Source organism: Mixta tenebrionis (assembly GCF_006517625.1).
GTDB classification, from domain to species: Bacteria; Pseudomonadota; Gammaproteobacteria; order Enterobacterales; family Enterobacteriaceae; genus Mixta; species Mixta tenebrionis.
Map to the genome: position 1 here is coordinate 197739 of NZ_VHQI01000004.1, position 15621 is coordinate 213359.

Here is a 15621-nt window from a genome sequence, read left to right on the forward strand (position 1 = left end):
AATAAGGCTTTCTCCACCTTCAGCTACGGGAAAGCCTTTATTGCAGCGAGCCTCGTCCAACCGGGCGAGGCGATATCCTTCTCCTCTTCTTATCTGGCGCCACACTCAGCGTTTTACCTTCCTGCCGCACGTTAATAGTTCGATATTATTATTTAGCAAACTATCCTTATCAGCAGGCCCAGCCGCTTCGTCCCGGCCGCGCCGCGCCGGCGAATAAGTGTGATCGGTAGCACGCTTAAGCGTTTCAGCGTATGATGATCTGCAGTTAAAACAGGAGTCTGCGATGTCCAACCTGCTCTCAGCCTGCTGGCGCTACCTGCGCGCCTTTATCGTTATTTACCTCTGCCTGTACGCCGGCATTGCGCTCTCCTCGCTGCTGCCGATCGTTATTCCCGGCAGCATTATCGGTATGCTGATTCTTTTTATGCTGCTCTGTACGCGCATTGTGCCGATAAAATGGGTGCAGCCCGGCTGCCATCTGCTGATCCGCTATATGGCGCTACTGTTCGTACCGATCAGCGTCGGCGTGATGAACTACACCGATATCCTCACCGCCCAGTTTGGACCTATCGTGGTTTCCTGCGTCATCAGCACCCTGCTGGTACTGGTGGTGGTGGGCTACAGCTCTCACCGCCTGCACGGCAGGCCGATTGTCGGAGAAAATAAACATGAGTGATATCTGGTGGTCGCTGCCGCTGACGCTGGCGGTCTTTTTTGCCGCCCGTCGGCTGGCGGCGCGGGTAAAAATTTCGCTGCTCAATCCGCTGCTGATTTCGATGGCGGTGATTATTCCGCTGCTGCTGCTGATCAATATGCCCTACGCCCGCTATTTTCAGGGCAGTGAAGTGCTTAACCATCTGCTGCAGCCTTCGGTAGTGGCGCTGGCGCTGCCGCTGTATGAACAGCTGCACCAGATTCGCGCGCGCTGGAAATCGATTATCAGCATCTGTTTTATCGGCAGCGTGACCGCGATGATTTCCGGCACCGCCATTGCGCTGTGGCTGGGCGCCACGCCGGAAATCGCCGCTACTATTATGCCGAAATCGGTCACCACGCCGATCGCGATGGCCGTTTCCGCTTCGCTGCACGGCATCCCGGCGATTAGCGCCATCTGCGTGCTGATGGCGGGCGTGCTGGGCGCGGTATTCGGCCATATGCTGCTGAACCTGCTGCGGATAAAGACCAAAGCCTCGCGCGGGCTGGCGATCGGCAACGCGTCACATGCGCTTGGTACCGCGCGCTGCGCCGAGCTCGATTTTCAGGAGGGCGCCTTCAGTTCGCTGGCGCTGGTGCTGTGCGGCATTATCACCTCGCTGCTGGCGCCATTTCTCTTTCCGCTGCTGCTGAAGCTGTTCGCTTAACGCGCACGGTGAGGCTAAATTTTGCGATAGATCGCGCAATTTGTAATTTCATTTCATGCCTTGCATTGCTGTAGCGATAGAGATCACATATAACCCGGCAATGGCGCTTTACAATTTGGGGCCGGACCCCGTAATAAGAGGCATGCAATGCATTCACGTTTTCGCCCGGCTTTTGCCGGTTTAGCGGCCGATCTACAGGCTGCGCTTCTTCCAGTGCTTGAGGCTGAGGATTTCGCCGCCTTTTTTACCCCCGCCCAGGTTAACGCTCTCTGCCAACAGAGCGGATTAGATGAAAATGCGCTGGCGCTGGCGCTGCTGCCGTTGGCCGCCGCCTGCGCCGTTACGCCGATGTCGCAGTTCAACGTCGGCGCCATCGCCCGCGGCCGCAGCGGCCACTGGTATTTCGGCGCCAACATGGAATTTACCGGTACGGATATGCAGCAAACCGTGCATGCCGAGCAGAGCGCGGTCGCCCATGCCTGGCTACGCGGCGAAAGCGGTCTGGAGGTCATCACCGTAAACTACACGCCCTGCGGCCACTGCCGCCAGTTTATGAATGAGCTGAACAGCGGCACGGCGCTGCGCATCAGCCTGCCGAATCGCCCGGTTGCGACGCTGGCGGACTATCTGCCCGACGCCTTCGGCCCGCGCGACTTAAATATCACCGCGCTGGTGATGGATAAGGTCGATCACGGCTATCGCCTGAGCGGCGATGCGTTGACGCAGATGGCGATCGCCGCCGCTAATCGCAGCCACGCCCCCTACAGTCAGGCCCACAGCGGCGTCGCGCTGCAAACCGCCAGCGGCGCCTGCTATCAGGGCGGCTATATCGAAAACGCCGCTTTTAATCCCAGTCTGCCTCCGCTACAGGCGGCGCTGATTCTGCTCAATATGCATGGCGAAAGCTGCCAGCAAATTACCCGCGCCGTACTGGCGGAAAGCGACGAGGCGCGCCTGAGCCAGCTGCCCGCCGCCGCCGCTACGCTACGAGCGCTCGGCTGCCGCCAGCTGGAGCAGGTTGCACTGCAAAAAGCGTAGCCTGACAGCCGGTTACCCATGCCGCCCGCTAAAAAAATTTACGGCTTTTGTTATCAGACGTTAACAAAAGCTGTACTTCTGCGAGAATATTCTTAGGATCGTGGCACACCCTGTTGTCATAAAAACACAGGTCACTTCCCCGAAGAGAAGGTGCCTGTAACCGGAGCAAACGCCGCATGGAACTCGATTACGAAAGTAAACGTCCGCTTTATATCCCTTACGCCGGCCCTATCCTGCTGGAATTTCCCCTGCTGAATAAAGGCAGCGCCTTCACCGTTGAAGAACGCAACGAATTCAACCTTAACGGCCTGCTGCCGGAAACGGTGGAAACCATTGAAGAGCAGGCTGAACGCGCCTGGCGCCAGTTTCAGGATTTTAAAAACAATAACGATAAGCATGTCTACCTGCGCAATATCCAGGATACCAACGAAACGCTGTTTTATCGTCTGCTCGACAATCATCTTGAAGAGATGATGCCGATTATCTATACGCCGACGGTCGGCGCCGCCTGTGAACACTTCTCTGAAATCTACCGACGCGCCCGCGGCCTGTTTATCTCCTGGTCGAATCGCGCCAACATCGAAGATATGCTGCAAAACGCCACCAAGCAGAACGTGAAGGTGATTGTCGTCACCGATGGCGAACGTATTCTCGGCCTTGGCGATCAGGGCATCGGCGGTATGGGGATTCCAATCGGCAAGCTGTCGCTCTACACCGCCTGCGGCGGCATCAGCCCGGCCTATACCCTGCCGGTAGTGCTGGATGTCGGCACCAATAACCAGCAGCTGCTGAACGATCCGCTCTACATGGGCTGGCGTCATCCGCGCATTACCGGCGAAGAGTATGAACGCTTTGTCGATGAGTTTATCCAGGCGGTGCGCAGCCGCTGGCCGAACGTGCTGCTGCAGTTTGAAGATTTTGCGCAGAAAAACGCCATGCCGCTGCTGGAGCGCTACCGCAACGAGCTGTGCTGCTTCAACGATGATATTCAGGGCACCGCCGCCGTCACGCTCGGCACGCTGATAGCCGCCAGCCGCGCGGCGGGCAGCCGTCTGCGCGATCGGAAAGTAGTATTCCTGGGCGCAGGTTCCGCCGGCTGCGGCATCGCCGAACAGATTATCGCCCAGATGAAATCGGAAGGGCTGAGCGATGAAGAAGCGCGCGCCAAAGTCTTTATGGTTGACCGCTTCGGCCTGCTGACCGACAAGCTGCCGAACCTGCTCGGCTTCCAGAGCAAGCTGGTGCAGAAGAGCGAAAACCTCGCCGGCTGGCATTTATCCAGCGATGCGATTTCGCTGATGGACGTGGTACGCAACGCCAAACCCGATATTTTAATCGGCGTTTCCGGCCAGCCGGGGCTGTTCAGCGAAGAGATTATCCGCGAAATGCATCGTCACTGCGCGCGTCCCATCGTTATGCCGCTTTCTAACCCCACCTCACGCGTGGAAGCCACTCCGGCGGATATCCTCGCCTGGACCGACGGCGCCGCGCTGGTCGCGACCGGCAGCCCCTTCGCCCCGGTAAGCTGGCAGGGTAAAACCTATCCCATCGCCCAGTGTAACAACGCCTATATTTTCCCCGGCATCGGCCTGGGGGTGATCGCCTCCGGCGCGACCCGCGTTACCGACAGTATGCTGATGGCGGCCAGCCGGGCGCTGGCGGAATGCTCGCCGCTGGTAAACGATGGCGCAGGCCCGGTGCTGCCGGAAATTAAGGATATTCAGGGCGTCTCCAAAGTGATCGCCATGGCGGTTGGCAAAGCGGCGCAGCTGGCGGGCGTGGCGGTGGTCACCTCAGAAGATGTGCTGTCGCGAGCGATCGCCAACAACTTCTGGCTGCCGCAGTATCGTAACTATCGCCGCACCTCTATTTAGCGAAAAAAGCGCTCTGCCGTTAACGGCGGCAGGGATTGCTTAAAAAAGCCGCGCCTGACCGGCGCGCGCTTGCTTCGCGCTGACGGCTCAAGTAGCCTTGAACTATTCTTCCGCCCCGTCCTGAGCACGCCGAACATGTTGAAACGCATGATATATGGCCTGGCCGTCATCCTGCTGCTGATGATACTGGCTGCGCTCGGCCTCGATCGCTGGATCGCCTGGAAAACCGCTCCCTGGATCTATGACGATCTGACTTCGCTGCCGCATCGTCAGGTGGGCGTGGTGCTGGGCACCGCCAAGTATTACCGCACCGGGGTGCCGAACCAGTATTACTACTATCGCATTCAGGGCGCGCTGAACGCCTATAACAGCGGCAAGGTAAACTATCTGCTGCTGAGCGGCGATAACGCGCAGCACAGCTATAACGAACCGATGACCATGCGCCGCGATCTTATCGCCGCGGGCGTTAATCCTGCCGATATCGTGCTGGATTACGCCGGCTTCCGCACGCTCGATTCTATCGTGCGCACGCGCAAGGTATTTGATACTAACGATTTCATTATTATCACCCAGCGTTTCCACTGCGAGCGCGCGCTTTATATCGCGCTGCATATGGGCATTCAGGCGCAGTGCTACGCCGTGCCGTCGCCGAAAAATATGTTAACGGTGCGCGCGCGTGAAGTGGCGGCGCGCCTCGGCGCGCTGGCGGATCTCTATATTATGAAGCGTGAGCCGCGTTTTCTCGGCCCGCTGGTGCCGATTCCGGCGGTGCATGAGGTGCCGCAGGGAGCGCAAAGCTATCCGGCGGTAACGCCGGAGCAGCTGCTGGAGCTGGAGCAGCGGCGACAGAAAAAATAGCCGTAAAAAAGCCGACGCAGGGTCGGCTTGTTATTTAGCGAACGGGGTGCAGGCTGGGCCGCCCGCGCCCTGTTACTTTTTACGCGAGTATTTCAGCGAATCCAGCGCCACGGCGAAAATGATAATGCCGCCCTTGATAATGTACTGCCAGTAAGGGTTGACGCCGATATAGGTGAGGCCGTAGTTGATTACGGTAAAGATCAGCACCCCGGTCACCACGCCCGCCACCGTACCGACGCCGCCGGCGAAGGAGACGCCGCCCACCACGCAGGCGGCGATGGCGTCCAGCTCATACATAAAGCCCAGGTTGTTGGTGGCGCTGCCGATGCGCCCCGCTTCCAGCATGCCGCCAAAAGCGTAGAACACGCCGGAGAGCGCATAGATCAGGATCAGGTTCAGCGGAACGTTAACGCCGGAGACCTTCGCCGCCTCCGGGTTGCCGCCGATAGCGAAAATATTTTTCCCGAAGCGCGTTTTATTCCACAGGATCCAGACAAACACGATGGCAATCAACGCATAAAAGGTGATGTAGGAGAGCTTGAAATCGCCAAAGCGCAGGAAGCCCTGAGCGAAGGTTGAAAAGCCCGTATCAAAACCGGCAATCGGCGACGCGCCGACATAATCATAGTAGAGCGAGTTGATGCCGTAGACGATGATCATGGTGCCCAGGGTGGTAATAAAGGGCGTCACCTTCAGATAAGCGATAATAACGCCGTTCAGCAGGCCGATCAGGCCGCCAATAATGCACACCGTCAGGATCACCAGCGGGATAGGCACGGTATCCAGCTGCGGAAACACCTTATTAGCGTTGTCCATCGCCTGCAGCATGGTTGCCGCTACTACCGCCGCCAGCCCCACCTGCCGTCCGGCAGAGAGGTCAGTGCCCTGGGTAACAATCAGCCCGGCGACGCCCAGCGCGATAATAATACGCACCGAGGACTGGGTCAGAATATTACTCAGGTTCATTAAGCTGAGGAAGGTGGGGTCCTGGAAAATAATAATCGCTAACAGCACCAGCAAAACAACATAGATGCCGCCCTCTTTCAACCAGGTCAGCGCATTCTTTTTCGTTGTAGCTTTCATGGTAAACAGCCCTTACATCATTAAAGGTGTAACGACGCTAAACGTAATATTTCGTTTTGCGTGGTGTTTTTCGTTTCGACAATACCGGCGACAAGACCATTGCTCATCACCAGAATTCTGTCGGTAATTCCCAGCAGCTCCGGCATTTCAGACGAGATAATAATGATCCCCTTTTCGCGCTTCGCCAGTTCAGCAATCAGCTGATAAATTTCAAACTTGGCGCCTACGTCAATGCCGCGCGTGGGTTCATCCAGCATTAATATTTCCGGCTGGGTAAGCAGCCAGCGCCCGATAATAACTTTTTGCTGGTTGCCGCCGGAAAGCGATCCAATAGAGGTATGGTGCCCCGGCGTTTTTACCCGCATGGCGTCAATCACCCATTGGGTATCGCTTTTCATCCGCCGGTTATCCAGCAGGCCGAGCTTATTTTTATACTGGCGAATATTTGAAATCAGCGAGTTAAAACCGATATCCAGATAAGCGTAAATACCCGTCGAGCGGCGCTCCTCCGTGACTAAAGCAAAGCCGTGATTAATCGCTTCATTGGCGCTGTGGTTATTAATCGCCTTGCCGTGCAGTTTAATGGTGCCGCTCGCCTTTTCACGAATGCCGAACAGGGTTTCGACAATATCGGTACGTTTGGCGCCCACCAGCCCGGCGATGCCGAGAATTTCCCCTTTATGCAGATCGAAGGAGATATCGCGAATTGAGGGCTGACGCAGCGAGGTAAGGCCGCGTACCTCCAGAATCACCTCGCCCGGCACGTTGGTTTTGTCCGGGAAGCGCTGATTCAGGGAGCGGCCCACCATCATAGCGATGATCTTATCCATATCCAGCCCTTCCAGCGGCTGGGTAGCAATCCACTGGCCGTCGCGCAGAATGGTAATTTCATCGCACAGCTGGAAAATTTCTTCCATCTTATGCGAGATATAAACGATGCCGCAGCCGCGATCTTTTAGCTTACGGATAATGGTAAACAGATGGTTTACCTCTTTTTCCGTCAGCGACGAGGTCGGCTCATCCATAATGACGATTTTAGCGTCATAAGAAAACGCCTTGGCGATCTCCACCATCTGCATTTGCGAAACCGACAGCTGCGCCACTTTATCGCGCGGATCGATATCGATATCCAGCTCGTCAAAAATAGCTTTGGTAGCGCGATACATTTTATCGTGATCGACAAACAGCCCTTTTTTCGGATAACGTCCCAGCCACATGTTATCCATTACCGAGCGCTGCAGTACCAGGTTTAATTCCTGGTGCACCATGGAAACGCCATTTTCCAGCGCCTCTTTCGCGCTTTTAAAATTAACTTCTCTCCCCTGAAAAAGAATCGATCCGCTGTCTTTACTGTAAATGCCAAACAGGCATTTTAATAAGGTGGATTTCCCCGCGCCGTTCTCCCCCATTAGCGCGTGCACGGAATGCGGCCGGACTTTCAGGTTAACATTGTCCAAAGCCTTCACGCCGGGAAATGACTTACTGACATGCGTCATCTCCAGCAGGAACTCTTGCTGCTGTGTACGGTTTTCGCTGGCCATAATTTACCTGGCTGAAAAGTGTCTGCGTCTGGCGAATAAGGGCGCGTTCGACACGCGCCCGCATACCTTTATTTACTGAACTGAGAAAGGTTCTCTTTATCTACCGCCACGTAAGGAATACGAACGATTTTATTTTCCAGTTTGAAATTGGTGCCTTCGGCAGCCGGCTTGCCGGCGGCCAGGTTTTTCGCCAGTTCAAAAGTGGCTTTCGCCTGGTTGGCGCCGTCGTTCAGCACCGTACCGGCCATCGCGCCTGATTTCACCATTGCCAGCGCTTCCGGCAGCGCATCGACGCCGAATACCGGAATTGAGGATTTGTTATGCGCCTTCAGCGCTTCTACCGCGCCCATCGCCATCGCATCGTTGTTGGCGATCACCACTTCAATCTTGTTGGCGTTCGGGCCGGAAAGCCAGGCATCCACTTTATCCTTCGCCTGCGCGGTATCCCACATCGCGGTATCCATCGCCAGCTGCTGCGTTTTAATGCCATCTTTATTCAGGGTATCGATCACATATTTGGTACGCGCTTCGGCGTCCGGGTGGCCCGGCTCCCCTTTCAGCAGCACAAACTGAATCTGCCCGTCTTTGTTCAGATCCCAGGCGGGCGTCGCCTTCCAGTGTTTCTCAATCAACTGGCCCTGGATCACGCCCGACTCTTTGGAATCGGTGCCGACATAGTAGGCTTTGTCATAGCTGGCCAGCACTTTAGCGTTCGGCTCTTTGTTGAAGAACACCACCGGCACGTCATTGCCGCGCGCCTTATCCAGCACCACGGCCGCCGCCGCCGGGTCTACCAGGTTGATTGCCAGCGCTTTGACGCCTTTCGCCAGCAGTACGTCGATCTGATCGTTCTGTTTGGACTGGTCGTTCTGCGAGTCGTTCATCAGCAGCTGCACGCCGCCAGCGGCCTGCGCGTCTTTCTCAATATCCTTACGCACCATCGACATAAAGTTATCGTCATATTTATAGATAGTGACGCCAATGCGAGTATCTGCTGCGTGCGCCGTTGCGCCAAACATCATGCTGGCAACCAGGGCAGTGAGGGTGAAAACCTTCTTATTCATGGTATCTCCGGTTTTTACAGGGTCGTTCTGGGTCCGTTTCCTTCACCGGGGGCGAAGCAGCGGACAGGCAGTGAAAAAATCGGCTCAGGCGGGCGGTTAAGAAAACGTTACCCAAAGCCGATGGCTTGCTGACACAAAACCTGACTTCCCTGTGCGGTAACGCTTCCTGAGGGTGGTGACAAAATGTTACAAGGCGCGGCTAACCGGCTGCATTATGGATTAAAGCATCCGTTACATTATGTTTCAGCGCCGTTTAGATGCTGCTATCATAGTGAGCGTAATGTTAATTAACTGTGAATTTACTCACAAATTGAAAACGGTTACATGGATGAATCGCTGGAAAAAGTGATCGGTGCCACATTTTGCCGCGCCGCTACCGAATGGCGGCGCACCAGGGTAGGCATAAAACAGTGCCGCGCATTGCTATCCAGCTCGCCCGCTGCGCCCTTCAGCGCCAGCTCGGTGGCTAATTTCGCCATAGAAACAATGGGATAACGTACTGTGGTCAGCTGCGGATCGGTGTAGCGCGACATGGGAATATCATCGAAGCCGATTACCGAGAAATGGTGCGGCACCGCAATGCCGTTATCTTTTAGCGCCGTCAGCGCGCCGGCCGCCATGCCGTCGTTATAGGCGAAAATGGCGCTAAGCTGCAGATTGCGTCCCAGCAGCTCCACCATTGCCGCCTCGCCGCCCTGCATATCCGGCTCGCCGCAGCCGACCCAGACTTCCGGCGGCGCGATACCCTGCTCCTGTAACGCCATCAGCCAGCCGGCGCGGCGTCGCTCATCATCTTCAATGGCATGGCTGGAGCCAAGATAGCCGATACGCGTATGCCCCTGCTGCAACAGCATGCGCGTCGCCATCAGCGCGCCGGTGACGTTATCCAGCCCGACGCAGCGATGCGCGTAGCCGGGCAAGATGCGGTTCACCAGCACCATTCCCGGCACCTGGTCCATAAAGCCGCCCAGCTCAGCATCGGAAAGGGATTTGGCATGTACCACCAGCGCATTGCAGCGCTGGCGCATCAATACTTCAATGGCGTGGCGCTCTTTCTCTTCCTGGTGCCACGAGTTGCTGATCAGCACATGCTTTTGCACGCGCTGCGCTACGGCATCCACCGCTTTAACCAGCGCGCCGAAAAAGGGATCGGAGACATCCATCACTACCACGCCGATGGTATCGCTAACCTGCGTCGCCAGCGCCTGAGCGTTGGCGTTAGGACGATAGCCCAGCCCTTCCACCGCCTGTAACACCGCATCGCGGGTTTCTGCCGTTACCGCGCTGCTGTTATTCAGCACGCGGGAAACGGTGGCGACCGAGACGCCTGCCTGACGCGCCACATCACGAATGGTAATCATGATGGATTACCTGAAAGATAGCTTTGCATAGCTCACCTGCCGCATAGAATTGCTGGCGGTTATTCTGGCAGGCTGCGCAGGCGGGCTGCGTGAATTACGTCACACGAATGAAAACGGTTACATACAATTTTTTAACCTTTGTGATACCGGTCATTATCCGCGCGGCGCGGCGCCGTCTGCCGCCAGCAGGGTAAGGCGGCGCCACAGCCACTCCAGCGGCCCCTGGCGGAAATAGCGCAGCCAGAGGACAGAGAACAGCAGATTAGCCAGCCAGAGCGGCGCAACCAGCAGCAGCAGCTGGCTGCGGCTGAAGTGCTGAAACAGGCCGAGGTGATAAAACAGCGTGGTGCAGAGTAGCGTTTGCAGCAGATAGTTGCTCAGCGCCATCCGCCCGACGCAGCAGATGGCCTGGGTTATTTTCAGCTTCGCCAGCTGCGGCCAGAAGCCGAAGCAGAGCGCGGCATAGCCGAGGCTGATAAAGGGCGCGGCCAGATCGCGCGGCATTTGCAGGTAAAACGCCGTCCAGTGGTAGTTCCACGCCAGATGCCATTGCAGCAGAGTGGCCGGCAGCTGAATCAGCCAGCCCAGCGGCAGCAGCAACGCCGCGGCGCGCCGATAATGAGCGCGGCTCCAGGCGCCCTGCAGCCAGCCGTTGCGCATCAGCGCCGCGCCGATCAGCATCAGTCCCGCCAGCTGCCAGCCGTACTGCGCTCCCAGCGCCAGCAGCATCGAAGAGAGATGATCGAGCCGGTTGCGCACCGCCTCCATGCCGCCGCCCACTTTCCAGGCGGCCTCATACTGTAGCTCCGCCGCGCCGGGCAGCCAGCTGTGGGGCGGCGTAGCGGATGAGATCAGGCCAAACAGCAGCAGCACGCCGACGCCGACCAAATAGAGCATTACGCCGGTATTGAACAGCGAGCGCGTCGCAGGCAGCTCGCGGATCATGCGCCAGGCGATCAGCCCGACGATGCCGTAGGCCAGCAGGATATCGCCTTCCCACAGCAGAACGGCATGAAGAAAGCCGATAATCACCAGCCAGCTCAGCCGCGCCTGGAGCCAGCGCTTGCCGCGCGGCAGCAGCATCTGCAGGCCCGCGCCAAACAGCAGGGCGAACAGCGTAATAAATTTACTTTGCGCCAGCAGATCGAGCAGCGCCCAGCTCAGCGCGTCGCTGAAGGCAGGCAGGCCCTGCCAGGCGGGATTAAGGTAGGCGGCGGAGGGTAAGCCGAAGCCGTTAATATTCAGCAGCAGGATACCGAGAATGGCCAGACCACGAATAAAATCGAGCGTGATTTGTCGTTGCATGCACGTTTCCTGCCGCCTCATCTGCGGCGAAAAAGCAATCAGTTATGGCGCACCGCGCGCAGAAACTCCTGGCGGGTATTCTGGCTTGATTTAAACAGCCCGCCCAGCGACGTAGTGGTAGTGGCGCTGTTGGCGTCGCGAATGCCGCGCGCCTTCACGCAATAATGTACCGCATCGATAGAGACCGCCACGTTATTGGTGCCGAGCAGCGTTTGCAGCGCGATCAATACCTGCTGGGTCAGGCGCTCCTGCACCTGCGGACGCTGGGCGAAGAACTGCACGATACGGTTGATTTTCGACAGACCGATCACCTTATCTTTCGGGATATAGGCGACGGTGGCCTTGCCGTCAATGATAACAAAGTGATGCTCGCAGGTGCTGGTCAGCGTAATATCGCGCACCGTCACCATCTCATCCACCTTCATCTTATTATCGATCAGGGTGATTTTAGGGAAGTTAGCGTAGTCGAGGCCGGAGAAAATCTCATCCACGTACATTTTGGCGATGCGGTGAGGCGTCTCCATCAGGCTGTCATCGTCCAGATCGAGATTGAGCAGCTGCATGATTTCCGTCATATGTCCGGCGATCAGACGCTTGCGCGTTTCATCATCCATTTTACGCGCAGGCGCACGCAGCGGGGTTTCCAGGCCACGCGCCAGCAGCGCTTCATGGACCAGAGCGGCTTCATGACTTAACGTCACCATGTGATGTTTCTCCTGCAGGTGCGACTTACCGACAATCGCGCACGCGTCGTTATCGGGATAGTAATCAGAGCGCGTATTCTGAAGCACTCCGGGGCGTTTATCCAGTGAATCCCTTTAATCGTCGCTGAAATCGCTTCATGCAGCGCGACGCCATACCAGCGCGCCGGCCAGCAGCAGCGCCGCGCCCGCCACATACAGCGCCGGATCGATCCGCTGCCACAGCAGGCTGGAAAGCGAAGAGAGCATCGGCCCCGCCAGCTGGCCGATGGCGTAGCCGGTGGTCAGCAACCCCGCCAGATAGCGCGTATGCTGCGGCGCCAGCTCGCGGCCATACTGCAGCGTCAGCTGCACCACGCAGAGAAAACCGCCGCCGGTCAGCAGCGCGCCCGCCGCCAGCCCGGCGAGTCCGGGGGCCAGACCGCCGATAAATACGCCCAGCGCCTGCAGCCACAGCGCCAGCGCCAGTCGGATATGGGCGCTTGCCCAACGCCGGGTGAGAATGCCCAGCAGGATGCCGACCACCGCCGCGCCGCCGAAAACCGGCCAGACAAGCTGGGCCAGCAGGCTGTGCGGAAAGCGCGTCGCCGCCAGCTGCGAGAGAAAAGTAGCGGGCAGGATATAGCCAAAACCGGCGAGGCTGTAGCTGAGCACCAACCGCTTCAGATTGCCGTTCAACAGCAGCGGCGCCGGAGCGGTTTCCGGACGATGCAGATCGCCGCGGCGCGGCAGATGCGGCGCGATAATCAGCGTCAGCAGCAGCGCAAGACCGCCGTAGGCGAGCCAGGCGCCCGCCGCCGTTACGCGCCAGCCGTTAAGCAGCAGCGCCAGCAGCCCGCTCAGCACGATGCCGACGCCCGGTCCGGCGAATACCAGCGCCGACAGCCCTGGCCGGTTGCGACGCAGCAGCTGCTCGTTGCTCCAGGCCGCCGCCAGCACCATCGCCCAGCCGCTGGCCCAGCCGATCAGCAGGCGCGCGATGCCGTGCAGCCAGGGGTTAGCCAGCAGCGCGGAGAGCAGCGTCAGCAGCACCGCCCCCCAGACGCCGGCGTGCAGCCGCCGCTCGACGTGACGGCGCGCGCGCATCGCATCAAAAGATCCGCACAGGTAGCCCAGATAGTTGAGCGCCGCCACCAGGCTGGCGCTGGTTAAGGTGAGCTGACCATCGGCGATCATCAACGGCACCTGCGGCGTAAAGGCGAAGCGTCCAATCCCCATTGCCACCACCAGCGCCAGCAGGGCGCTTAACGCGATGCGCCCTGCTCCCGACGGCGTTTGACTCTCTCTTTGCTGCATTGCGGCCCCATCTTTTATTGTTTAGCCATTGCATCCAGCATGCCCGCCGTTTAAACTCACGAAAAGTGAATGTTTAAGATGAAGTTGCTTACGGTAAGAGAACAGATGGATTTAGTCCAGTTACGTATGTTCTGTTCAGTGGCGGAAACCGGTTCGGTAGCGCGCGCCGCAGAGCAGTTGCATCGGGTCCCTTCAAATCTGACCACGCGCCTGCGCCAGCTGGAGCAGGAGATCGGCGTCGATCTGTTTATTCGGGAAAAACAGCGCCTGCGTTTATCGCCGATGGGCCATAATTTTCTTGGCTACGCGCAGCGTATTCTGGCGCTTAGCGAAGAGGCGTTAAGTATGGCACGTACCGGCGAACCGGGCGGTAACTTCGCCCTCGGCTCAATGGAAAGTACCGCTGCCACCCGTCTGCCGAATCTGCTGGCCGCCTACCATCAGCGCTACCCGGCGGTGGCGCTGTCGCTGATCACCGGCACCTCCGGCGAGATCGTCGATCGCGTACGCGCGGGCACGCTGGCGGCGGCGCTGGTTGACGGACCGGCGCACTATGACGAGCTGAACGGCTGCATCGCCTTTCGCGAGCGGATGACGCTGATTTCCAGCGTTGACCATAAGCCGATCCGCAGCGCGGCGGACGCCAGCGACGATACGGTGTTTGCCTTTCGCACCAGCTGCTCCTACCGCCTGCTGCTGGAAGAGTGGTTTCGCGACGGCGGCATACAGCCGCATAACGTGATGGAGATTCAGTCCTATCACGCCATGATGGCCTGCGTAGCCAGCGGCGCTGGCGTGGCGCTGCTGCCCGAATCGGTGCTGGCGCAGATGCCAGGCCGCGAGCGGGTGCAGGCGCACCGGCTGCCGGCCAGGTTCCGCGATACCGCCACCTGGCTGCTGTGGCGGCGCGATGCCTTTACCCCGAATGTGGAAGCGCTGAAGTATTTAATTATTGAGCAGTTCGACGACAACCCCGTTAACGATGAGTTGATGCATCCTCAGGAGTGTATAAATGGAAATGATTAAGACCCGCGCCGCCGTTGCCTGGGCCGCAGGCGAACCGCTGAAGATTGAAGAAGTGGACCTGATGCCGCCGCAAAAAGGCGAAGTGCTGGTGCGCATCGTGGCGACCGGCGTCTGCCACACCGATGCCTACACCCTGTCGGGCAAAGATCCCGAAGGCGTTTTTCCGGCGATCCTCGGACATGAAGGCGGCGGCATCGTCGAAGCGGTAGGCGAAGGGGTGACCAGCGTGGCGCCGGGCGATCACGTGATCCCGCTCTACACCCCGGAATGCGGCCAGTGCAAATTCTGTCTCTCCGGCAAAACCAACCTCTGCCAGGCGATTCGCGCCACCCAGGGCAAAGGGCTGATGCCGGACGGCACCACCCGTTTCTTTAAAGACGGCAAGCCGATTTTCCACTATATGGGCACCTCCACCTTCTCCGAGTACACCGTAGTGCCGGAAATTTCGCTGGCGAAAATCAGCAAAGAGGCGCCGCTGGAAGAAGTTTGCCTGCTCGGCTGCGGCGTAACCACCGGCATGGGCGCGGTGATGAACACCGCTAAAGTGAAAGCAGGCGATACCGTGGCGATTTTCGGCCTCGGCGGCATCGGCCTGTCGGCGATTATCGGCGCGAAGATGGCGAAAGCGGGCCGCATTATCGGTATCGATATCAATACCAGCAAATTCGATCTGGCCCGCAAGCTGGGCGCAACCGATCTGATCAACCCGAAAGATTATGACAAGCCGATTCAGGAAGTGATTGTTGAAATGACCGACGGCGGCGTGGATTTCTCTTTTGAATGCATCGGCAACGTTAACGTGATGCGTTCCGCGCTGGAGTGCTGCCACAAAGGCTGGGGCGAGTCGGTGATTATCGGCGTGGCGGGCGCGGGCGAAGAGATCGCCACCCGCCCCTTCCAGCTGGTGACCGGGCGCGTCTGGCGCGGCTCCGCCTTCGGCGGCGTTAAAGGCCGCTCGCAGCTGCCGGGCATCGTGCAGGATTACCTCGACGGGAAATTCCAGCTGAATGACTTTATTACCCATACCATGCCGCTGGAAGCGATCAACGAGGCGTTCGATCTAATGCACGAGGGCAAATCGATTCGCTCCGTGGTGCATTTCCGTAAATAACA

At 58.2% G+C, this 15621-nt stretch carries 14 protein-coding genes; 7 read left to right on the forward strand and 7 right to left on the reverse strand.

Going from position 1 to position 15621, the window contains the following annotated elements:
• Nucleotides 1–283: 283 nt before the first annotated feature.
• The 5 genes from FKM52_RS08335 to sanA all read left to right on the forward strand — a co-directional run bounded on the left by FKM52_RS08335 (nt 284) and on the right by sanA (nt 5131).
• Nucleotides 284–676, forward strand: coding sequence for a CidA/LrgA family protein (locus FKM52_RS08335; protein ID WP_141175743.1), 393 nt, complete (start codon nt 284–286; stop codon nt 674–676).
• A complete protein-coding gene (locus FKM52_RS08340) occupies nt 669–1361 on the forward strand; it encodes a CidB/LrgB family autolysis modulator (RefSeq protein ID WP_141175744.1) in 693 nt (230 codons plus the stop codon). The genes FKM52_RS08335 and FKM52_RS08340 overlap by 8 nt, the downstream gene beginning before the upstream one ends.
• Nucleotides 1362–1508: 147 nt before the next feature.
• Nucleotides 1509–2399 carry a cytidine deaminase gene (gene cdd, locus FKM52_RS08345; protein WP_141175745.1) on the forward strand — a complete coding sequence of 297 codons (891 nt, stop codon included), beginning with the start codon at nt 1509–1511 and terminating at the stop codon, nt 2397–2399.
• 176 nt (nt 2400–2575) lie between these two features.
• Entirely contained in the window at nt 2576–4273 is a 1698-nt protein-coding gene (locus FKM52_RS08350) for an NAD-dependent malic enzyme (RefSeq protein WP_141175746.1), read from the forward strand.
• 135 nt (nt 4274–4408) lie between these two features.
• Complete coding sequence (gene sanA, locus FKM52_RS08355; protein WP_141175747.1) at nt 4409–5131, forward strand: outer membrane permeability protein SanA; 723 nt, start codon at nt 4409–4411, stop codon at nt 5129–5131.
• A gap of 72 nt (nt 5132–5203) precedes the next feature.
• On the opposite strand, the gene mglC is transcribed toward sanA, so the two are convergent.
• The 7 genes from mglC to FKM52_RS08390 all read right to left on the reverse strand — a co-directional run bounded on the left by mglC (nt 5204) and on the right by FKM52_RS08390 (nt 13482).
• Nucleotides 5204–6214, reverse strand: a complete 1011-nt coding sequence (gene mglC / locus FKM52_RS08360) for a galactose/methyl galactoside ABC transporter permease MglC (RefSeq protein ID WP_141175748.1) — start codon at nt 6212–6214, stop codon at nt 5204–5206.
• Between the two features lie 20 nt (nt 6215–6234).
• Entirely contained in the window at nt 6235–7755 is a 1521-nt protein-coding gene (mglA, locus tag FKM52_RS08365) for a galactose/methyl galactoside ABC transporter ATP-binding protein MglA (RefSeq protein WP_141175749.1), read from the reverse strand.
• Between the two features lie 68 nt (nt 7756–7823).
• Complete coding sequence (gene mglB, locus FKM52_RS08370; protein WP_141175750.1) at nt 7824–8819, reverse strand: galactose/glucose ABC transporter substrate-binding protein MglB; 996 nt, start codon at nt 8817–8819, stop codon at nt 7824–7826.
• A 320-nt stretch (nt 8820–9139) separates the two neighbouring features.
• Nucleotides 9140–10180 carry an HTH-type transcriptional regulator GalS gene (gene galS, locus FKM52_RS08375; RefSeq protein WP_141175751.1) on the reverse strand — a complete coding sequence of 347 codons (1041 nt, stop codon included), beginning with the start codon at nt 10178–10180 and terminating at the stop codon, nt 9140–9142.
• A 153-nt stretch (nt 10181–10333) separates the two neighbouring features.
• Nucleotides 10334–11485, reverse strand: coding sequence for a DUF418 domain-containing protein YeiB (gene yeiB, locus FKM52_RS08380; protein ID WP_141175752.1), 1152 nt, complete (start codon nt 11483–11485; stop codon nt 10334–10336).
• 38 nt (nt 11486–11523) lie between these two features.
• A complete protein-coding gene (gene folE / locus FKM52_RS08385; RefSeq protein WP_141175892.1) occupies nt 11524–12189 on the reverse strand; it encodes a GTP cyclohydrolase I FolE in 666 nt (221 codons plus the stop codon).
• 135 nt (nt 12190–12324) lie between these two features.
• The gene (locus FKM52_RS08390) at nt 12325–13482 is read right to left on the reverse strand and encodes a YbfB/YjiJ family MFS transporter (protein ID WP_141175753.1); all 1158 of its coding nucleotides are present in this window, start codon (nt 13480–13482) and stop codon (nt 12325–12327) included.
• Between the two features lie 105 nt (nt 13483–13587).
• On the opposite strand from FKM52_RS08390, the gene ptrR reads away from it, so the two are divergent.
• Both ptrR and FKM52_RS08400 read left to right on the forward strand, forming a co-directional pair.
• Nucleotides 13588–14508, forward strand: coding sequence for a putrescine utilization regulator PtrR (gene ptrR, locus FKM52_RS08395; RefSeq protein WP_141175893.1), 921 nt, complete (start codon nt 13588–13590; stop codon nt 14506–14508).
• Nucleotides 14495–15619: an S-(hydroxymethyl)glutathione dehydrogenase/class III alcohol dehydrogenase gene (locus tag FKM52_RS08400; RefSeq protein ID WP_141175754.1), complete on the forward strand. Its 1125-nt coding sequence runs from the start codon at nt 14495–14497 to the stop codon at nt 15617–15619. Before ptrR ends, FKM52_RS08400 begins: the two co-directional genes overlap by 14 nt.
• Nucleotides 15620–15621 lie beyond the last annotated feature (2 nt).